At 50.5% G+C, this 19,693-nt stretch carries 19 protein-coding genes; 11 read left to right on the top strand and 8 right to left on the bottom strand.

Annotation, left to right across the window (positions count from 1 at the left end; all coding sequences use genetic code 11):
* Nucleotides 1-24: 24 nt before the first annotated feature.
* From AC5LIL_RS03610 to AC5LIL_RS03585, 6 genes are read right to left on the bottom strand one after another with little or no spacing between them, the layout of a single operon-like run.
* The gene (locus AC5LIL_RS03610; RefSeq protein ID WP_499824936.1) at nucleotides 25-1,683 is read right to left on the bottom strand and encodes an FAD-dependent oxidoreductase; all 1,659 of its coding nucleotides are present in this window, start codon (nucleotides 1,681-1,683) and stop codon (nucleotides 25-27) included.
* Between the two features lie 12 nt (nucleotides 1,684-1,695).
* Nucleotides 1,696-2,982, bottom strand: coding sequence for an arsenic transporter (locus AC5LIL_RS03605; protein ID WP_224861893.1), 1,287 nt, complete (start codon nucleotides 2,980-2,982; stop codon nucleotides 1,696-1,698).
* A 33-nt stretch (nucleotides 2,983-3,015) separates the two neighbouring features.
* Complete coding sequence (locus AC5LIL_RS03600; protein WP_499824935.1) at nucleotides 3,016-3,294, bottom strand: Fe-S cluster assembly protein HesB; 279 nt, start codon at nucleotides 3,292-3,294, stop codon at nucleotides 3,016-3,018.
* Nucleotides 3,291-5,057, bottom strand: a complete 1,767-nt coding sequence (arsA, locus tag AC5LIL_RS03595) for an arsenical pump-driving ATPase (protein WP_499824934.1) — start codon at nucleotides 5,055-5,057, stop codon at nucleotides 3,291-3,293. The genes AC5LIL_RS03600 and arsA overlap by 4 nt, the downstream gene beginning before the upstream one ends.
* 4 nt (nucleotides 5,058-5,061) lie before the next feature.
* Complete coding sequence (gene arsD, locus AC5LIL_RS03590) at nucleotides 5,062-5,421, bottom strand: arsenite efflux transporter metallochaperone ArsD (RefSeq protein ID WP_499824933.1); 360 nt, start codon at nucleotides 5,419-5,421, stop codon at nucleotides 5,062-5,064.
* 12 nt (nucleotides 5,422-5,433) lie between these two features.
* Complete coding sequence (locus AC5LIL_RS03585) at nucleotides 5,434-5,751, bottom strand: ArsR/SmtB family transcription factor (protein ID WP_499824932.1); 318 nt, start codon at nucleotides 5,749-5,751, stop codon at nucleotides 5,434-5,436.
* Between the two features lie 224 nt (nucleotides 5,752-5,975).
* On the opposite strand from AC5LIL_RS03585, the gene AC5LIL_RS03580 reads away from it, so the two are divergent.
* From AC5LIL_RS03580 to AC5LIL_RS03545, 8 genes are all read left to right on the top strand, one after another.
* Complete coding sequence (locus AC5LIL_RS03580; protein ID WP_499824931.1) at nucleotides 5,976-7,457, top strand: SulP family inorganic anion transporter; 1,482 nt, start codon at nucleotides 5,976-5,978, stop codon at nucleotides 7,455-7,457.
* Between the two features lie 69 nt (nucleotides 7,458-7,526).
* Entirely contained in the window at nucleotides 7,527-7,940 is a 414-nt protein-coding gene (locus AC5LIL_RS03575) for a universal stress protein (RefSeq protein WP_214693889.1), read from the top strand.
* Between the two features lie 111 nt (nucleotides 7,941-8,051).
* On the top strand, nucleotides 8,052-8,258 hold the full coding sequence (locus AC5LIL_RS03570; protein WP_078147432.1) for a PLD nuclease N-terminal domain-containing protein: 207 nt from the start codon (nucleotides 8,052-8,054) through the stop codon (nucleotides 8,256-8,258).
* Entirely contained in the window at nucleotides 8,255-9,103 is an 849-nt protein-coding gene (locus AC5LIL_RS03565; RefSeq protein WP_499824930.1) for an ABC transporter ATP-binding protein, read from the top strand. The genes AC5LIL_RS03570 and AC5LIL_RS03565 overlap by 4 nt, the downstream gene beginning before the upstream one ends.
* Entirely contained in the window at nucleotides 9,103-9,861 is a 759-nt protein-coding gene (locus AC5LIL_RS03560) for an ABC transporter permease (protein ID WP_499824929.1), read from the top strand. Before AC5LIL_RS03565 ends, AC5LIL_RS03560 begins: the two co-directional genes overlap by 1 nt.
* A 92-nt stretch (nucleotides 9,862-9,953) precedes the next feature.
* A complete protein-coding gene (locus AC5LIL_RS03555) occupies nucleotides 9,954-10,520 on the top strand; it encodes an N-acetylmuramoyl-L-alanine amidase family protein (RefSeq protein WP_499824928.1) in 567 nt (188 codons plus the stop codon).
* Nucleotides 10,521-10,649: 129 nt separating this feature from the next.
* Nucleotides 10,650-11,588, top strand: a complete 939-nt coding sequence (locus AC5LIL_RS03550; RefSeq protein ID WP_499824927.1) for a C39 family peptidase — start codon at nucleotides 10,650-10,652, stop codon at nucleotides 11,586-11,588.
* Nucleotides 11,589-11,786: 198 nt separating this feature from the next.
* A complete protein-coding gene (locus AC5LIL_RS03545) occupies nucleotides 11,787-13,001 on the top strand; it encodes an exo-beta-N-acetylmuramidase NamZ family protein (RefSeq protein ID WP_499825347.1) in 1,215 nt (404 codons plus the stop codon).
* Between the two features lie 109 nt (nucleotides 13,002-13,110).
* On the opposite strand, the gene AC5LIL_RS03540 is transcribed toward AC5LIL_RS03545, so the two are convergent.
* A complete protein-coding gene (locus tag AC5LIL_RS03540; protein WP_499824926.1) occupies nucleotides 13,111-13,506 on the bottom strand; it encodes a hypothetical protein in 396 nt (131 codons plus the stop codon).
* A 144-nt stretch (nucleotides 13,507-13,650) separates the two neighbouring features.
* Here AC5LIL_RS03540 and AC5LIL_RS03535 point away from each other — a divergent pair, with 144 nt between their 5' ends.
* Genes AC5LIL_RS03535 through AC5LIL_RS03525 form a run of 3 tightly spaced genes read left to right on the top strand, consistent with a single transcriptional unit; the run spans nucleotide 13,651 to nucleotide 16,815 of the window.
* Nucleotides 13,651-14,583, top strand: a complete 933-nt coding sequence (locus tag AC5LIL_RS03535; protein ID WP_499824925.1) for an ABC transporter ATP-binding protein — start codon at nucleotides 13,651-13,653, stop codon at nucleotides 14,581-14,583.
* A gap of 11 nt (nucleotides 14,584-14,594) precedes the next feature.
* Complete coding sequence (locus AC5LIL_RS03530; protein ID WP_499824924.1) at nucleotides 14,595-15,728, top strand: ABC transporter permease; 1,134 nt, start codon at nucleotides 14,595-14,597, stop codon at nucleotides 15,726-15,728.
* Nucleotides 15,715-16,815: an ABC transporter permease gene (locus tag AC5LIL_RS03525; RefSeq protein ID WP_499824923.1), complete on the top strand. Its 1,101-nt coding sequence runs from the start codon at nucleotides 15,715-15,717 to the stop codon at nucleotides 16,813-16,815. Before AC5LIL_RS03530 ends, AC5LIL_RS03525 begins: the two co-directional genes overlap by 14 nt.
* A 39-nt stretch (nucleotides 16,816-16,854) precedes the next feature.
* On the opposite strand, the gene AC5LIL_RS03520 is transcribed toward AC5LIL_RS03525, so the two are convergent.
* Complete coding sequence (locus AC5LIL_RS03520) at nucleotides 16,855-19,539, bottom strand: sensor domain-containing diguanylate cyclase/phosphohydrolase (RefSeq protein WP_499824922.1); 2,685 nt, start codon at nucleotides 19,537-19,539, stop codon at nucleotides 16,855-16,857.
* Nucleotides 19,540-19,693: the final 154 nt, after the last annotated feature.

Raw genomic sequence — 19,693 nt, 5'->3', positions numbered from 1 at the left:
CGCCCGCAATGGACGTCGTCTTATTTAGTTCCCGTATTTTTTGAACAACTGATAGTTCTTATTCCCGCCTGACAAGTTGTAGACGTCGGTGAATCCGAGGTTACGGAGCACGTTTTGTGCCGCGTTCCCCGTCACCCCGCCGTTACAATAGACGACGGTCGGCTTGTTTTTGTCCATGTCTTTCGCCGCTTCCCGCAAGTTGCCGAGTGGGACGTTGACGGCACAATCGACACACGCCTTCTCGAACTGCGCTGCTTTCCGCGTGTCGATGATTTGCATGTCTTCCCCTGCATCGATTCGTGTCTGCAGCTCGGCTGGTGTGATGAGTCGTGCCGCCTTGTCGATACTGTTCGAAAGGACCATCCCTGTATACATGACCGGATCTTTCGTCGTCGAGAACGGTGGTGCGTATGCGAGGTCGAGGTGGAACAAGTCATCCACTTTCGCTTTCAATGTGATGGCCGTGACGAAGACGTCGATTCGTTTGTCGACTCCTTCGAATCCGACGATTTGGATACCGAGCAGTTGACGTGTCGAACGATCCGCAACCGCTTTAATCGTCATGTCTTTCCCACCCATGTAGGCAGGCTTGTCCGGTTTCGTGTTATGGAGCACTTCGATGTCATATCCGAGTTCGCGTGCTTCCTTCTCGGAAAGTCCCGTCTGCGCCACCGCAAGTCCGAACACTTTGAAGATACCCGTTCCGAGAATACCGCGATGCTCGAGATGCCCGCCCGTGATCACGTCCCCAGCGGTCCGTCCCATCTTGTTCGCTGTCGAACCGAGTGGGCGCCAGATTGGTTTCCCCGTCACGATGGAGAAGCTCTCCGCGACGTCTCCAGCCGCATACACGTCCGGGATGTTCGTTTCCATACGTTCATTGACGGCAATCGCTCCCGTCTCACCTAGTTCAACTCCCATATGCATCGCAAGTTCGACGTTCGGACGGACCCCGACCGATAAGATGACGAAGTCGGTTTCGATCGTCTTGCCGCTCTCCGTGACGACACGTTCTACATGTCCATCACCGACAAGTTCCGTCACTGTCTCCCCGAGCATGAGTTCGATTCCGTTCTTCTCGAGGTGTTCCTCGACGCGGCACGCCATGTCTTTATCGAGTGGTGGCATCACCTGCGGCACGCGCTCGATGATTGTCACGTCCACACCGCGTAGCTTCAACTGTTCGGCCATCTCCAAACCGATGAAGCCGGCACCGATGATTGTCGCATGTTTCGGGCTCGTCGAATCGACGAACGACCGTGTCGCTTCAGCGTGCTGAATGTTTCGGATTGGGAAGACGTTATCCGATTTCACACCCGGAATCGGGGGAATGATGCTCGTCGCCCCTGTTGCGAGGACGAGGACGTCATACGAGTCCGTGAACGTGTCACCCGTCTCCAAGTTTTCAACCGTCACCGTCTTCGCATCCTTATCGACCGTCGTCACGTTATGACGCGTCATGACGTCGATGTTGTAGCGTTTCTTGAAGAACGCCGCGTCACGAGGTGTCAAATCGTCACGTGACTCTACTTCTCCGCCGACGTAGTACGGAATGCCGCAACCTGAATACGAGATATCATAATCCCGGTCGTAAATCGTAATTTGGGCGTCCTCATTATTCCGACGTGCTTTCGCTGCGACCGATGTCCCGGCAGCAACGGATCCAATGATGACTAGTTTCATATAACCCACTCCTTAATAAAGTAATAAGCTGATATATAGGCCGAGCAATGTGATGGCCAGTGTCGGAATCGTCAAGATGATCCCGACTTTGAAATACTCACCCCATCCGATCTTAAGGCCTTTCGTACGGAGCACATGGAGCCAAAGAAGCGTCGCAAGTGATCCAATCGGGGTGATCTTCGGTCCAAGGTCGGACCCGATGACGTTCGCATAGATTAACGCTTCCCGAATCTGACCGGTCGTATGCGTCAAGTCGATGGCTAGCGCATCAATCATGACGGTCGGCATGTTGTTCATGACCGATGACAAGATGGCAGCCAAGAAGCCCATCCCGAACGTCGCACTGAATGCATTCACTGCAAACCAATCAATGAAGTTGGCGAGTACTTGTGTCAGTCCCGCGTTTTGTAAACCGTAAACGACGATATACATTCCGAGCGAGAAAAAGACGATGGCCCACGGTGCACCTTTGACGACTTGAGTCGTCTCTACCGCAGATGATCGATTCGCCATCACGAGGAAGAACAAGGCGATGACACCGGCAACAAGTGAGACCGGGATCCCGAGTAAGTCACTCGTGAAGTAACCGATGACCAGCAATGCGAGTACGACCCACGATAAGCGGAACATCGTATGGTCTTTGATGACCGATGCTGGCTCAGCCAACTGAGATGCGTCATATTGTTTCGGGATGTCTTTTTTGAAATAGAGATACAAGACGAGCAGACTACCTGCGACTGCGAACACGTTGACGAATACCATCCGCGCCGCATACTCGGCAAACCCGATACCGAAGAAGTCAGCCGAGACGATATTAACCAAGTTCGAGACGATGAACGGGAGACTTGCCGTGTCGGCGATGAAGCCGGATGCCATAACATATGCCAACACGACCGCGTCCGGCAGTTTAAGTGCCCGCACCATCGCTAAAACGATTGGTGTCAAAATGAGTGCGGCTCCGTCGTTCGCGAACAATGCTGCGACGAGCGCGCCGAGCAAGGTGATATAGACAAATAGCTTCACCCCACCGCCTTTAGCGATTCGCGCCATATGTAAAGCGGCCCATTCAAAAAACCCAATCTCATCTAAAATGAGTGAGATCAAAATCACAGCGATGAACGTGAATGTCGCGTTCCAGATGATGCCCCATACCGTTCCGACGTCATCGAGGTTGACGACGCCCGAAAGGAGAGCGATGACGGCCATCCCCATCGCCGAGTAACCGATGCCGAGGCCTTTCGGTTGCTTGATGATGAGAAAGAGCGTCACCAAAAAAATTAAACTAGCAATCCACTGCACAATGAGTTCCTCCAATAATCTCTATTTATTTCATTAACAAGACGGTTGTAAACCGTGCAACACGAGCTTGATGCCATCTTCTGTCGATTCGACGTCGAGCGTCACGTTTTCCGCCAACGCCTCAGCTTCCTTCGCAACAGCAAATGTGAGCGTGTCGAACTGCTTCACCTCGTCTGTCTCTTCTGGTGTCGCCACGGCTAGACCGAGCGTCGGTCCACAGCAACCCGCCTCTGTGATGATGCGGACAGATTTCGTTTCTTCCTCTTCTAAAGCGGTTTGTAAAAAGTCGATTGCTTCGTTCGTGATGTTCATTGTATTTTCTCCTTTCCTAATTGAGATAACGCCGAGTATCCGACTGGCAGTTGTTCTTGCCATGCGAGAACCGTCGGACGTGGATTGTTGTTCACTCGCTCTAGCCAAATCGCCTCGCTCGCGACTTTCGATGTCAAGAGCTTGCTCGTCACATCGAGTGGCGTAAACGATTGATTGACGACCCAAGCGAACGGTTGAATCGCTGCCCGTTGTAAGTCTGCTGTGAGACGCTCCGCTTCATAGACTGGCGTCGCCTCAGGCAGTGTCGTGATGATGACGTGCGTTTGTTTCGGGTCACGCAGTTTCGGTAACAACTCTCGGACCGCTTCCGGAACGACGCCGGTCGACCGTTCGAGTTCACGATGATAGCTCTCCGTCGCATCTAATAACAGAAGCGTATGTCCCGTTGGAGCTGTATCGATGACGACGAAGCGGTCTTTCGCTTTCGCCACTTGATCAGCAAAGGCACGGAAGACGGCAATCTCTTCTGTACACGGTGAGCGCAAGTCCTCTTCGAGCATCATCCGTTGCTCCTCGTTCATGTCCCCTGCTTCTCGGAACACATCCGCCCGATACTTCTCAATCTCGGTTTTCGGATCAATAGCATCGACGGTGAACGTATCTGAAACGTCCGCTCCAATCGTGAGTGCGACATGGGCGGCCGGGTCTGTTGTCGTCAAATGCACAGCATGTCCTCGTTCGTGAAGCGCAACCGCAAGGAGTGAGGCGAGTGTCGTCTTCCCGACGCCACCTTTTCCCATCGTCATGATCACGCTCGGACCGTCAGCTTCTACTTCGTCGACGAGTTGATCGATCGAGCCGTAACGACTCGTGTCATAACATGCATCCGAGATCACGACCGACTCCCCGCCCACAAATCGCTGGAGCGCCGATATCCCGACGAGATTCTCGTACGCATACGGGAGCGTGAACGTATCGAGGTCGACGATACTGTCTGGGAGGTATGACAGGGCTTGTTGTTGGCGTTCGATGAACCGCTTCGTGTAACGGTCTGTCCCTTCACTTGACTCGACAACACCGTTGATGATGAGTTGCATTCGCTCGATGCCGATGGCGCGAAGTTCTGTCGCGGCTCGTGCCGCTTCGACAAGCGTCGACTTTTCGGGACGAGCGACGAGCAGTAAGGTCGTTTCCTGGTCGTCAGTGAGCGTCCCGACGGCTTGTTTATACTGCACTTGCTTATCCGCGAGACCCGCAAGTGGACCGAGGCAAGACGCACCTGTCGTATTCGTCTCTAAAAATTCATTCCATGCGCTCGGTAGTGTCAGTAATCGGAGCGTATGCCCAGTCGGTGCCGTATCGAAGATGACATGGTCGTATCGGTCCCGTGCAGCCTCTGACGTCAACAGTTCCGTGAACTGGTCGAACGCCGCAATCTCGACCGTACAGGCGCCAGACAACTGTTCTTCCATTGATTGGATGGCAACGTCCGGTAAAACGCCCCGATACGGACCGACCATGCGTTCCATATACTGTTTTGCCGCCTGTTCCGGGTCAAAGTTGGCAACCGCGAGCGTCGTCCCTGTGACGAGACGTGGCGTCTCATCGAGCTCCATCTCAAACACGTCTTGTAGATTACTCGCCGGATCAGTCGAGACGAGCAAGATCTGTTTCCCCCGATTGGCGAGGGTCAAAGCGAGACTCGATGCTGTCGACGTCTTCCCAACGCCACCTTTCCCGGTCAAAAACACATAGCGGGTCGGTTCAATCGTCTGAAAATCAAATGGCTTCACTGTGAGCATCTCCTTATTTTTTGAGTGAGATTCGAACTTTCGGTTTTTCTCCATCTTGTTTGGCGAATGCGGCAATCGGTAATCCCGTCAATTCCGCCATCTCTTCATTCGTCAAATAGGTGCCCCGTTTTACAATCTCTCCGTCGACGAGCGTCATCGGGAGCACGTCGAGCCCGTTCATGATTTCAGTTTGAACGATGGCATTCTCGACGAATCGGTTCGGTTCCGATGCGAGATTATAGCGCGACACATCAAATCCTCGTTGCTTCAATACATAATGAATTGTCGCTACCCGCGTCAGTTCGGGGTCGATGGACGGTCCGCATAATCCCGTCGGACAACACATGGCTGGTTCGAACACTTCAAGTTTCATCTTCATCTCTCCTTAAATGGCACAATTCGGCTCACAATCACAGCTCGGCTCAGTCGTCTCTAAATTCGCTAATAAATCTTTGACGAGCGGATAAAACGGACTCGTCTCGTTCAATCGATAATGAATCCACTGTTTGTCCCGACGCTCGAGCAAGAGCCCCGCTTGGCGCAACATCTTCAAATGGCGACTGATGGCCGGTTGCGAAATATCGAAACAATCGACGAAACTACAGGCGCACTGCTCGCCTGCTTCCATCTGTTTCAACATCGTCAATCGGGTCGAATCACCGAGCACTTTGAGCACTTTACTCAATTCTTCCACGGTGTACATCTTCATTACACTCCCTTGTATAACAAAATCGTTATATAACGTATCCGTTATGAAGTTACCATATTTTTTACCTGTATTCAATTGTCTTTTCAAAAAAAATCCGTTATGATGAAACACGTTGTAAAAACATATAACGTCAGAACATTTCCTTTCATATAATGCGGCGTTTGATCTTCGTGAGACTCGAAGGTCAAAGTCAAAATAAAAAGAGAGGTGTGTTCTTCTTGGAAAAAATGAATACAATCAAACAAGATTGGCTCGGTAACGTCCGAGCAGACCTCCTTGCGGGAATTGTCGTCGCGCTCGCCCTCATCCCTGAGGCGATTGCGTTCTCCCTCATTGCTGGCGTCAACCCGATGGTCGGGCTTTATGCTTCGTTCATCATCGCCATGGTCATTTCAATCGCCGGCGGTAGACCTGCGATGATTTCGGCTGCGACCGGTGCAATGGCACTCGTCGTTGTCTCGCTCGTTGCCGACCACGGCCTTCAATATTTGTTGGCTGCCGGTATTTTAACGGGGATCATTCAAATCGTCCTCGGTTATCTCGGCATCGCCCGTTTAATGAAGTTCATCCCACGTGCCGTCATGGTCGGATTCGTCAACGCGCTTGCGATTTTGATTTTCCAGGCACAGTTATCAAACTTTGAAGGCGAGAGCTGGATTATCTGGGCAATCGTCGCGGCGTCACTCGCCATCATCTTTTTGTTCCCGCGAGTCACGAAAATGATCCCTGCCCCGCTCGTCGCCATCGTCGTCATGACGATTTTAGCCATCACACTCGGTCTCGATACAAAAAATATCGGAGACATGGGAACAATCTCAGCAACACTCCCGGAATTTTTATTCCCGAACGTCCCGTTGACGTTTGAGACGTTGTTGATCATTCTTCCTTACTCGATTTCCCTCGCATTCGTCGGATTGATCGAGTCGCTCTTGACGGCACAAATCGTTGATGACATGACAGGCACGGACTCAAACAAGAACCGTGAATCTCGCGGACAAGGTATCTCAAACATCATCGCCGGGTTCTTCGGTGGGATGCCAGGATGTGCGATGATCGGGCAATCGGTCATCAACGTCTCCTCTGGTGCGCGTGGTCGTCTCTCGACATTCACCGCAGGACTCGCCCTCTTCATCATGATCATGACGATCAGTGATGTGCTCATGCTCATTCCTGTCGGCGCGCTCGTCGGTGTCATGTTCTTCGTATCGTATGCGACGTTCGACTGGGGTTCGCTCAAAGCGATGCGGACCGCTCAAAAGTCAGACACGGTCGTCATGCTCGTCACGGTCATCGTCACCGTCTTCACGCACGACTTGTCACTCGGTGTGCTCGGTGGAATTTTGACGGCTGCGATTTTGTTCGCCGCCAAAATTTCGAAAATCGACCTCGGTCGCCACGTCACGTCGCATCGTGTAGACTATACGGTGAACGGACAACTGTTCTTCGCCTCGACATCTGAATTCGTCAACCAGTTTGATGTGACAGAAGATGTGGAGGCAGGTGTCAATCAAGTCACCATCGATTTTGCGAACACGCATCTCTGGGATGACTCGGCCATCGGCGCCATCGATAAGGTCGTCTTCAAATACCGTGAAGTAGGAATTGAACCTGAACTTCTCAATTTGAATAAAGACTCTGAAAAACTGCTCAACACGCTCGCGCTCCACTTGAAGCAACAAGACGCAAACGCAGGACATTGATTCGGCATTCCCCCGCTTCACCAAATCACCTATACTAAATGTAGAACGTGCGAAAGAGGAGGAGTTTTCATGGGAAAGGTATTTTTAGCGGCAGACGGTTCTGCCCACTCGAAACGTGCGCTTGAAAAGGCGATTCAACTCGCAAAGGCGTCCAATGCGTCGATTGACATCGTTCATGTCATCAGTGCGAAAGAATCAAAAGAGGCCGCCCTCAACTCAACCGGCAAAATCGATTTGGAAACAAAACGGAAGCAGATGCTCAAACCGTTGTTCGATTTGACGGAAGCTGAAGGCATCCCATACGAGTACATCGAACTCCGTGGTGAACCGGACGTCGAGCTCGTCAAATATGCGAACCACGAACCATACGAATATGTCGTCGTCGGGTCACGCGGCTTGAACACGTTTCAAGAGTTCGTGCTCGGTAGCGTCAGTCATAAACTCGCCAAACGTGCACTCGCTCCTGTCATCATCGTCAAATGATTCATCTTCCCCGTCTCTTCGTGAGATGGGGATTTTTTGTGTCACATACAGGGGACAGCCTGTTCGTGTAGAATGTGTAAGGACAGTCTATTTCTAAAGGAGGTTCTCGCTATGGATATCGCAAACGACCCGAATACACTTTTTCTCATCCTGTTACCTGTCCTCATTTTGCAACTGATCTTACTCGTCGTCGCTTTGATCGACTTGTTCAAACGGGACATGACGAACGGCCCGAAATGGGTATGGCTCCTCGTCATCGTCTTCATCAACATTCTCGGCCCAATCATCTACTTCTTATGGGGACGGACGCCGCGATGAAAGTCACACAGTTAACCAAACGATTCGGCTCCTTCACAGCCCTCGATGATGTCAGCTTTGAGTTGCGCCCAGGATGTACCTCGTTACTCGGGGAAAACGGTGCCGGTAAGACAACGTTGTTGAACTTGCTCGCGCGAGTCACAGACCCGACGAGTGGAGACATGAGCGGACATGACCAGATTCGGGTTGGCTATTTGCCACAACGGCCCGCCCTCTATCCATCCCTCACGCCAGTCGAGACAATTCGCTACGCTGCTGAATTGACGGGTGTGAAACATGTCGATCCGGTCAATCTATTAAAACGTGTCGGCCTTGAGCCGGTTGACCGTCCAGCCTCCAACCTATCAGGGGGGATGCGCCAACGACTCGGCATCGCCCAGGCACTCGTTCATGATCCTGAATTACTGTTACTCGACGAACCTGTCTCGGCTCTAGATCCACGCGGTCGACGGGAAGTCCTCGATTTATTGAGCGACTTGAAACGAGAGCGAATGATTCTCTATTCGACACACGTCCTCCCGGATGCAGAAGAAGCGAGCGACTGGGTGCTCTTGCTTCGACAAGGAAAATTACTCATGGAAGGAACGGTGACCGACTTGCTCGGATCGAAATCCACGATTGAATTACGTCTCTTCGACGACCCGACGAGCGGGACAGATTGGGAAATGTTAGCGGGTGTGCTTCACGTAACGAAGAATGGCTCGACGTGGACGTTTGAATCGACGGACCGAGATATTGCTGAACGGGCAATTTTAAACCGAATCCTTGAACTGAACGTCACCGTCCAATCGTTACATGTCGGGCATCCGTCACTCGAGTCTTTGTTCTTGGAGGTGAATGCCTGATGCGCACAGCAATCTTTAAACAAGAATGGCGGGAGTCGTGGGCGAACAAGCGACTCATCTGGATTCCGATCGCTCTCATGCTCCTCGCCTCCATGCAGCCGCTCACGCTTTATTTCTTACCAGATATTCTCGCATCCGGTGGGAACTTACCGGACGGTGCCGTCATTGAGATTCCGACACCGACACCGGAAGAAGTATTGATTTCTGTCAGCGAACAGCTTCGCCAAATCGGGCTCCTCGTCGTCTTATTGTCGGCGATGCATACGTTCAGCCATGAACGGACGAACGGGACCCTCGCCTGGCTCAAGTCGTTACAAATCCCGACGTCGCGCATCGTCGTCAGTAAATGGGGACATTACGCCCTCCTGACCGTCGGCGGCATCTTGCTCGCACAAACGGCAGCCGCCTATTATACGGTCATTTTATTCGACGCATTCGATTGGCTCGACTTTCTCATATCGACCATACTCCTCATCTGTCATTTCGTCGTTCAGATATCGATTTTCTTCCTCATCGCCGCAATGTTGGAAAGTGGTGTCGTTGCGGTCGTATTGACGCTCGGTCTTCATTTCGTCATGTCGCTCATCATCGGATGGGTCGACCTCGATTGGATGCCTTGGATGCTCGGTCCGCTATCGAGCGAAGTGCTCCTGACAGAAGTAGATTTCATGTGGCCGCTCGTGATCGGAACGCTCGTCGTCATCCTCTCGCTTTATGTAGCGTCGAAGCGTCTTCGGTTCATGAGCCATTCGGCGTAAACGTCCGATCTTTCAATTGAATCTTTTGCCTCAGCTTGACATTGGATAAATATGGGTATCTCTTCTGTATTCGTATGGAGGTGGTTCAATCGATGGCATGGAAAAGGAAAATCGGCATCGGATTTTTAATGGGTGCCTTATGGGTGAGTCCCCAACTCGTTTCCGCTGAAGGGTCGTTTCAACAGACCGAAGACGGGATTGTTTACACGTCGAGTGACGGGACGATGTTGACGGGGTGGCAACAAATTGATGGCAATATGTATTATCTCGATTCGGAAGGAATCCTCCTCACCGGATGGCAACAAATCGAAGAAGCTACATATTATTTTGAAACGGATGGTCGCCTCGTCACTGGCAGCTATTCCATCGACGGAACGACTTACACCTTTGGTGAAGACGGAAAACTGCTGACCGGATGGCAAGAACGAGATGGACTCTTCTATTACTACAACGAAACCGGTCTGCCCGTCACAGGATTCCAGACAATTGACGGCAAGCGCTACTATTTCTCAGACAAAGGCGTTCGCCTCTCCAGTTGGCAGCAAATTGCTGGCGCAAAGCACTACATCTTTTCAGACGGAACGATTCGTACCGGCATGTATACGCTCGGTGGAAAATCGTATTTCCTTCTGAATGATGGTAAAGTCGCGACCGGATAGCAGACAATCAAAGCCCGTTCCTACTACTTTGGAAATGACGGAATCCGCCGCCAAGGCTTGGCCTGGGTTGGGAAAGACGTATATGGATTCCACCCGACTTACGGATATAGCCTAAAAGGGGCATATCGGTTGCGCGACCGCAATTACTTATTTGATTCAAAAGGAAAGCGCCTATATGGGTTACAACGGATCAATGGAAAAACATACGGTTTCCATCCCCAGTACGGATATCGTCTAAAAGGGAAATTCAAGATGGGCAATGAAACGTACTTCTTTCATTCGACCGGAGTACAAGAGACCGGATGGAAATACTCGACACGCTATGAGTACTTCGCCCCGGCACTGACGAAGAAGACGGATTGGCAGCTGATCAAAGGACAGTGGTACTACTTCGATGCCAACGGACGTATGTACCAAAACAAACGTGTCGGCAATGCCTCGTTTGATGCGAAAGGAGTCTATTCCCCTCGGCTATCGATGTATAAGATGAGCGTCCCAATCTATCGTCAGTTCCCGATGGGGTATCCGTCCGGTTGCGAGTTCTTCTCGCTCAAAATGGCGCTCGAAGAAAAGGGTCGCGCTGTCAGTGCCTCGACCTTATACAACGAGATGCCAAAGAGTATGTGGAATGCGCGTTATGAGAATCGGTTATACCGCTGGGTCGACCCGAACGTCATGTTCACCGGTGACCCGCGCCGTACGTTGGGCAAGTACAAGAACTACGGCATTTACCCGAAAGGCATGATTGGATTTTCCAGTAAATATCGTCCTGTGAAAGACTTGTCGGGGCAAGGACTCGCTTCAATCGAACGTGAGTTGTCGATGGGCAACCCCGTCATCGTCTGGGCAAGTGTCGACTTCAACAAACCTTACGGCTATTTCAATTGGTATACCGCCTCGAATAAAAAATTCACCGGATACGTGAATTATCACGTCATGTTGGCGACCGGTTATGACAAATCAAATCTATATATCAATGACCCATATCGTGGTCGACTCGTCGTCCCGAAATCGAAAGTGAGTGCCGTCATGGGCGCCACAGGATGGAAAGCGCTCGCGGTCAGATAAGTGGAAACGTGTCTTTCATGAGAGAGACACGTTTTTTGATGTGCGACTAGGAGAATAGTATGAAATTCAGAAATATAAATTCCTATTTTTATTCAAAAATATTGAAATTAAATTTCTAGATGGTACACTCTCTTTAAGTATTTGAAGCGCTTACATTTTTCTAAGGAGGAACTTCTCATGAAAAAATGGATTGGTGGTATGGCAGCATTGACGCTACTCTCGACTTCAATCGTCTTGCTTGATGCGGATGCGAAGTCTGAACCGAAAAAGCCCAAGGTTGAACTTGGTGTTGATCGCTTGATGCAGAACCCAGATATCTTGAAAGGAAAACGAGTCGGACTGATCACGAACCCGACCGGGATCAATGCGGAACGGACGAGCATCGTCGACTTGTTCGACCAGTCCGATGACTTCGAATTGACGGCACTTTATGGACCCGAACATGGCGTTCGAGGGGATGCCCAGGCCGGCTCCACTGTCAGCTCTTATGTAGATGAAGTGACAGGGTTGCCGGTATACAGTTTATACGGTGCCACGAAGAAACCCACGGCTGAAATGCTAAAAGATGTGGATGTGCTCGTCTTTGACATTCAAGACGTCGGGACTCGCTATTATACGTATATCTACACGATGGCTTACGCGATGGAAGCTGCTGCCGAGAATGGAATTCCATTCGTCGTCCTCGACCGTCCGAACCCCCAAGGTGGTCTTCGCGTCGATGGTCCGGTGCTCGACCCTGACTACTCCAGCTTCATCGGGCTCTATCCGATTCCCTTGAAGCATGGAATGACCGTCGGTGAACTCGCGCAGTTGTTCAACAGCGAGTATCAAATTCAAGCCGACCTCGAAGTCGTCAAAATGAAAGGATGGAAGCGTTCGATGATGTATGAGGATACGGGGCTTCCATTCGTCATGCCGTCCCCAAACATGCCGACGACCGACACGGTCAACGTCTATCCTACGACCGGATTATTTGAAGGAACGAATTTATCAGAAGGGCGCGGCACGACAAAACCGTTTCAACTGATCGGCGCTCCATATATACAAGCACACGAGTATGCGAAAGAGCTGAACGACCTTGACTTGCCTGGTGTCGCCTTCCGGGCCGCCTCGTTCACGCCGACATTCTCAAAACATGCGGGCAAACTGACCCACGGGGTCGAAGTCTATGTCACCGATCCGACTCGATTCGAATCAACGAAAACCGGGATTGCGATGATTCAAACGGCACACGATTTGTATCCGGACGACTTTGAGTTTTTAGCGAACGACTTCATCACGAAGTTGACAGGAAACGCCTATGTGAAAGACATGATTCTCGAAGGAGCTCCGCTTGAAGAAATCCTGACTAAAATCGAGGACGAACGGAACGCGTTCCTCCCAATCCGAAAAGAGTACTTACTTTATAAATGAAGCGAGGATGGACTCCTTAGGAGTCCATCCTTGTCTATGGAACGAGCAAAACTCTATATCTCATTGATGATTTAGGAGCGGACACAAATTCGCTCCAACTCTTATCCATTCATACTTCATGCTCTTTCACAAGCACACGAAAACGCGGTCGGACGGTCAATTCGACTGACGTCACGGTCCGCTTCCGGTCTTCCGCGAGAACGATCAACAACTCCGCATGGTCACGCCGGTCTTCTAAAATTTCGACCTTGCTGACGGTCCGAAGCAACTGATAGTAAAGAAGTTCCCCGTCTCGGTCTTTCACATTGATTTCAAACTCGTGATAGCTCGGGGAAATTTTAAAGTAGAACGTCTCCTCTTTATTGGTGAATCGAAAAATCGATTCGTCATAATAAAACGGTAACGTCGAATCCATTCGTTTTGGTTCGACTGTACAAAATGCGGACAGTACGATTTCGTCTGGGAACAACGCCCCCTCATGTTTATTAAACTGCCACCCTTTCATCCAAATCCCTCATTTCAACACAATAATTATCTGAATAATTAGATTATTACACATTTTAATCGATCCTGACAGGTATATTCGTGACAATCCACGAACACCTTTGTGTAGAATGATGAGTCTTTCACATGAGAAAGGAGTGTACCTATGTCGATCATCTCGCTCGATCATGTCACGAAGCGGTTCGGAGACACCCTCGCCTTGAACGACCTTAGTCTGAACGTCGAAGAAGGAGAGCTGTTCGGACTCCTCGGTCCGAACGGGGCCGGTAAGACGACTGCCATCTCTGTCATGTTGAATCTGTACGAGGCGGACTCGGGAACGATTCAAATCTTTGGTCAATCGATGCCAAAAGACGAACTTTCCATCAAGCGACGTGTCGGGATTGTTCCGCAACACGTCTCTGTCTACGACCAGCTGACCGTTTATGAGAACATTCAATTCTTCGCCGAATTATACGGATTCAGTCCAAAAGAAGCGAAACAAAAGACCGAGGCCGCGATTGCGTTCGTCGAACTCGATGCCCATCAAAAGAAACGCCCACCTGAACTGTCCGGCGGTCTCCTCCGCCGCCTCAACATCGCATGCGGAATCGTCCATGAACCGGAACTCATCTTCATGGATGAGCCGACCGTCGCCATCGATCCACAGTCACGAAATACGATTTTAGAGAACATCCGTGAACTGAACCGTCGAGGGGCCACAATCATTTATACGTCACACTACATGGAAGAGGTCGAGCTACTCTGCGACCGTATCGCCATCGTCGACGAAGGAAAGATCATTGCCGAAGGGACGCAAGATGAACTAAAAGACCGCGTCATGACGCTCGAGACGGCTCGTATCAAAGTCGATGCACTCACGCCTCATCTGCTCGAACGTCTCGATGCACTCGACCATGTGCAAAAAGTACAATATGAGGAACCGTATATCGAAGTGTCGCTCGATAAAGATACACCACTCGCCCCACTTCTTGATACGCTTCATCAAGAACATGTGCACTTCACGTCCATCACGGTCAATCGCCCTTCCCTCAATACCGTCTTTTTGGCATTGACCGGGAAGACACTCCGGGAATAGGAGGCAATCTCATGTGGACATTTATCAAATACGATGTGAAACAGCGGCTCCGTGATCGTGCGACACTTTTTTGGATGCTCCTCTTCCCGCTCATCCTCATCTTCGGACTCGGGACGATGCTATCGGCCGTCTTCAGTGACACGTTCAAACTTCCAGTTACGAACGTCGCGTACGTCGAAGCGTCGACCGACCAGTATCGTGAACCGCTCGAGAACTTTTTGAACGACGATGACATTCAGGCGTTCATCCGACTTGTCCCTTATGAAGACATCGCGTCAGCCGAGCAAGGTGTGAACGATGGGGATGCAGACGTGATCTTACGGCTCGACGGCAGTGACATTACGTTGTTATACGAAGAGCCGACGACCGTCGAGTTTGACGTCCTTGAGGCCATACTCGGTCAGTATACGGCAATCGCCAACCAGCAGATTACGCTCGCAGAGACTGGTGTGTCAGCACCCTACGAGAACGAAGCATGGCTTGATACAGAAAGTGTCGATTTAGCGGGACGGACCCCGACGTCTCTTGAATACTTCACCGTTACCATCTCCATCATGACCGCTCTGTTCGGGTCGTTTTATATCACTGCGATGGCACGGGAAGAACAACCGAATATCGGCAGCTATTTACGAATTCAAGCTGCTCCTGTCCGAACGGTCCAATATCGACTCGCTCGGACGTTCAGCCGCTACGTCATCATTTTGCTTCAGCTCATCTTGTTATTCTGGTTCAGTCATTTCGTCTATCGGACGTTTGATTTGGCAAATATCCAGTTCGGTTATTTAATTCTTGCCTGGCTCGCCTTGACCGCGTATGGGGTCGCCATCGGATTTGTCATCGTCAACCTACCGAAGTTGAGTACGACGACGAAAGATGCGGTCGTCAACGGCTTTGTCGCCATCATCATGATTTTATCAGGGGGCTACGTTCCCGGATTCGATCAAGTGACGCTGAACTATGCGCCATGGGCCGCGTATGTATTCATGCCGATTTTCATGCGCGACGGGATGCTCGCCGTCATGCTTCGTGAGGGTGACATGAGCGTCTATTGGGAAAGCCTCGGTTTACTCGGGGTTCATCTGCTGATCTTCATCGTACTCAGCTATCTTCTGTCGAAAGGGGTGAGACGCCATGGTGCTCATTAGGCATGTCGCCAAACGGATGCTCCGAAAGAAAGGGCTCTGGGTGTTCACGTTTGTCTCGATGTTCGGGTTTGCGCTCATCCTCTCCTTCGTCGGGGGGACGTCGAGTCTTAATGCGTCGATTGGCATTGTCGATGAGGACGGGGGCATTCTCGCCGAGCGCCTCATGGAAGAAGCTGAACGTTTTGGTCGTGTCACCATGCTCGAGACGAGCGGCGAAGATGTCTTGTTAGAAGGAGAAGATATCGTGCTTCTCATTCCTGAAGGTTTCACAGAACAATCGTTCAATGGCGATATGCCTCGCCTCTCGTTCTCCGCAATCGCCGGCAGTGACGCTTCTTTAGTCGAACAGGCATTGAACGGTCACTTGTCACGTGAACGACAGCTTCTTGAGGCGAGTGGATATGACGAAGCCACATTCGCCCAACTCGCGAACGAGGAGACAGAGAACGGGTACACGCTCTCTAGCGAACCGTTCCAAGAGAGCGTCGCGACGACCGCACGCACACAAGCGTTTTTCGGTCTCTTGTCGTTCATCATGATGTCGACGTTCCTCCAGTTCATTCCGATGTTTGTCGCGGATGACCGGGACGAGAAGATTTATGCCCGCCTGTTCGCCTCACCGGTGTCACCACGGCGGTATTTCGCATCACTTCTTCTCGCCTTCTATCTCGTCGGCTTCGTCTATGTCATGCTGTTGATTGGCGTGAGCCTCGCGCTTTACGGTCACGACGTGTGGACCCATCTCCCGACCGTCTTCGCCTTGTTCTCGACCTATCTGCTCGTCTGTCTGGCATTTGGTGGCCTCATCGCGGTATTTGCGACGAATCGAGAGAAGGCGAACATCTTTCAAATATCGGTCACGATGGCATCTGCCATCACCGGAGGCGCGTTCATCAGTCTGCTTTGGTTACCAGATTCATTGAAACTTGTCGGACATTTCCTACCGACCTATTGGCTAAATAACGGGGTCATCACGATGTACGAAGGACAGTTTCCGTTCCTCTCCATCCTCGTCATGATTGGCATGACCGGCGTCGTCTTCTTGATGACGGTTCTCGTCTTGAAGAAGCGTCCACTCACCATTTAAAGAAGCGAGTCCTCCCAAAATAAGAGAGGACTCGCTTCTTTATTGCTGCAGTGTTGGAACGACTTTTTCAAAGAAGACATCGACGAGCGTCGGGTCGAACTGCTTGCCCGCCTCTTGTTGAATGATGGCAAGCGCCTCATCAATCGACTTCGCCTGTCGATAAGGACGACCCGTCACCATGACATCGAACGTGTCGGCGATCGAGATAATACGGGAAGCGAGCGGGATTTCGTATTCACTCATCCCTTTCGGGTATCCTTTCCCATCCCATCGTTCATGGTGTGCCAAGACGATTTCAGACAAGGCGACATATTCAGGAACTGTACTTAAAATGTTGTAACTGACCTCCGGATGTCGTTTGATTTCACGCCATTCGGATTCAGTCAAGGCACCCGGTTTATCCAAAATTTCGTTACTGATCGCTACTTTTCCGATGTCATGCAAGATGGCGGCCGTTCGAATTTCATTCACCTCTGCGCTCGTAAAGCCCATCGCTTCCGCGAGCTTCCCAGACAAATTCGCGACGCGCTGAGAGTGCGCCTCTTCACGGGGAATCTTTTCATACAGCGTCCGCATGATCAGTTGAATCGAGTGATGACGGCGACTTTGTTTCTCCGATACTTTATGGTGATACATCCGATCTTCGGCTAAATTGAAGACGTCCGTCAATCCGATGGACGTGTCGTGTTTGACCGCTTCACCGAATGAAGCAGAAATCGGGAGTCCTTCTACCGTTTGTCCAAGGAAGAGGCGGCTCAAACGATCAGACAAATGCTTCGCCTCGTCGAGTGTCGTGTTCGGCGAGATGACGACGAACTCATCTCCACCGATACGTGCCACTTCATCTTTCGCTCGCAACTCATTTCGTAAAATATTCGCCGCTTCGACGAGCAATCGGTCCCCAATCAAGTGTCCGAACGCATCGTTCGTCAACTTCAGCCCGTTAATATCGATGACAATCAGTGACAAAGGATAGAATGCATCGTCGTCATAGCGATCCAACGCTTCTTCAAAGTACCGACGGTTTTTCACACCCGTCAATTGGTCGTGATAGCTCAAATACTCGATTTCTTTCTCGTATTTTTTCTTCTCCGTGACGTCACCAATATAGCCGTGCCAGAGGACATGACCGTCAGCAATCTTCTCTGGGCGGGATGATCCTAAAATCCAAATCGTTCGTCCGTCTTTGGCCAATACACGAAACTCCGCGTCCCATATCGTCAAGTTGCGATACGATTGATCAATCGACTGCATGACGTGAGGATAGTCATCGGGATGCATCCGTCGGAAGACGAGTCCGGCATCTGCCTGTACTTCTTCCGCAGAGATTCCTAACATGTCTTCAAAACCTCGGCTGAAAAACGGGAAATTGAAGCTACCATCCGGCAACAACTCGAATTGATAGATGGCACCCGGGATTTGGTCGGACAGTTTCGTCAACAAACGGTCCCGTTCGGCTAATTTTTCTTCCAACTGAACGCGGTCCGTCACATCTTTTGCGACGGCGTAAATATAGTTTCCTTGAAGTTTACAGTGCCATTCGATGGATCGATAGGTATCATCAATGGTTCGGAAGCGATTGACGAAGCGGAACAGTTCTCCCCGTTCTTCGAGTTCTGTGAAGGCAGCTTCTGTAATACCGTCATCGTCTGGGTGAATCAAACTCAGGAAATCCATATTTTCAAGTTCGTCAATCGAATATCCGAGCACCCGCTCCCATGTATCGTTCAAATGTAAGATTTGACGCGTATTGAGCGCCATGATGCACTCCAGGTCGAGTGTTGCAAACCCATCGAACATCGATTTTTTTGTTTCTCCGACTTGGTGATCCGCTTTGACCAATTGTTCGAGTACATGGACAAGATACAATTCGACAAGTCCAAGTCGATTCGCCCCTTTCCCTTCTTGCATCACAATCGTCAAATCTCCATATAGTACTCCGTTTTTCTCGATTTTAAAGAGAACGACCTCTCCGAGCGAGAAGATACGAAGTAAGTTTTTAACGAGCCGTTTCGGGAGCGCACCATCAATTAACGGATCAATCCCGTCAAAAACGAGTGGATTCGATTGACTGAATAGTTCCCGTCGTTGGTCGGTCATCGGCCACTTCTTCCCGACCGGATGAAACCCTAACACATCGAGGCTTCGTTCTAACATCTCGTCCATACCGGACAACGCGACCGTCGTATATGACTCCCCATCGTTTTCCATCAAATTGAGCGCGACCGCTTTCGCCCCAGTGAAATCACGAATCTGGTCAAGAAACTGTTGGTTCATCAATAAGTCGCTTCCCGTTGAAACAAAACGATGCGATACGTTCACGAGTTGCTTCAAGGCATTGTTTTCCTGTACATGTCGCGTAACGTCATGGAACATGACGGAGACAAAGCCTTTTCGTTCACTGAAAACGGACATTTCGAACCACGATTTGTTACGGCGAGAGAAGTGTTCAAATGTCACGGTACCGCCATCACTGACGACCCGTGCCACTTGAATCATCCACTCCCGCTCGCTATATTCAAAATCCTTCAGTGCCGTCGACACTTTCTGCCCGATAAAATGTTTCCGTTTTCCCTTCATCATCTTCTCGAAGGCGGCGTTCACTTCAAAGAATTCATAGTCAATCGGCTCCGAAGCGTCGTCGTAAATCACTTTAAACTCGACGTAGCCTTGGGGCATATGGCGCAACAATGTAGCGTATGAAGAATGAATGGGGTTTGTCACGTCACTTCCTCCTCAGCAATTAATCTCAACACCTAGTTTACCTCATTTGTGATTGATTCCCTATTTTTTCCGAACTCATTCCCTTCTTCTTGTTTTAAGTTTTCGTAAACTGCATACAGCTTCCTTGTCACCTTCTCGCACATTTGTTAGACTG

The organism is Exiguobacterium sp. RM11 (assembly GCF_059821525.1).
Note: the sequence above shows the minus strand (reverse complement) of the source record. Positions and strands in the feature narration are given on the sequence as shown.

Coding starts and splice junctions, on each gene's coding strand:
- AC5LIL_RS03600 (WP_499824935.1), bottom strand. CDS start 3,294: ATGAACATCACGAACGAAGCAATCGACTTTTTACAAACCGCTTTAGAA.
- AC5LIL_RS03565 (WP_499824930.1), top strand. CDS start 8,255: ATGAAAGTCACACAGTTAACCAAACGATTCGGCTCCTTCACAGCCCTC.
- arsD (WP_499824933.1), bottom strand. CDS start 5,421: ATGAAACTTGAAGTGTTCGAACCAGCCATGTGTTGTCCGACGGGATTA.
- AC5LIL_RS03530 (WP_499824924.1), top strand. CDS start 14,595: ATGTGGACATTTATCAAATACGATGTGAAACAGCGGCTCCGTGATCGT.
- AC5LIL_RS03525 (WP_499824923.1), top strand. CDS start 15,715: ATGGTGCTCATTAGGCATGTCGCCAAACGGATGCTCCGAAAGAAAGGG.
- AC5LIL_RS03610 (WP_499824936.1), bottom strand. CDS start 1,683: ATGAAACTAGTCATCATTGGATCCGTTGCTGCCGGGACATCGGTCGCA.
- arsA (WP_499824934.1), bottom strand. CDS start 5,057: ATGCTCACAGTGAAGCCATTTGATTTTCAGACGATTGAACCGACCCGC.
- AC5LIL_RS03545 (WP_499825347.1), top strand. CDS start 11,787: ATGGCAGCATTGACGCTACTCTCGACTTCAATCGTCTTGCTTGATGCG.
- AC5LIL_RS03570 (WP_078147432.1), top strand. CDS start 8,052: ATGGATATCGCAAACGACCCGAATACACTTTTTCTCATCCTGTTACCT.
- AC5LIL_RS03585 (WP_499824932.1), bottom strand. CDS start 5,751: ATGTACACCGTGGAAGAATTGAGTAAAGTGCTCAAAGTGCTCGGTGAT.
- AC5LIL_RS03575 (WP_214693889.1), top strand. CDS start 7,527: ATGGGAAAGGTATTTTTAGCGGCAGACGGTTCTGCCCACTCGAAACGT.
- AC5LIL_RS03540 (WP_499824926.1), bottom strand. CDS start 13,506: ATGAAAGGGTGGCAGTTTAATAAACATGAGGGGGCGTTGTTCCCAGAC.
- AC5LIL_RS03555 (WP_499824928.1), top strand. CDS start 9,954: ATGGCATGGAAAAGGAAAATCGGCATCGGATTTTTAATGGGTGCCTTA.
- AC5LIL_RS03535 (WP_499824925.1), top strand. CDS start 13,651: ATGTCGATCATCTCGCTCGATCATGTCACGAAGCGGTTCGGAGACACC.
- AC5LIL_RS03560 (WP_499824929.1), top strand. CDS start 9,103: ATGCGCACAGCAATCTTTAAACAAGAATGGCGGGAGTCGTGGGCGAAC.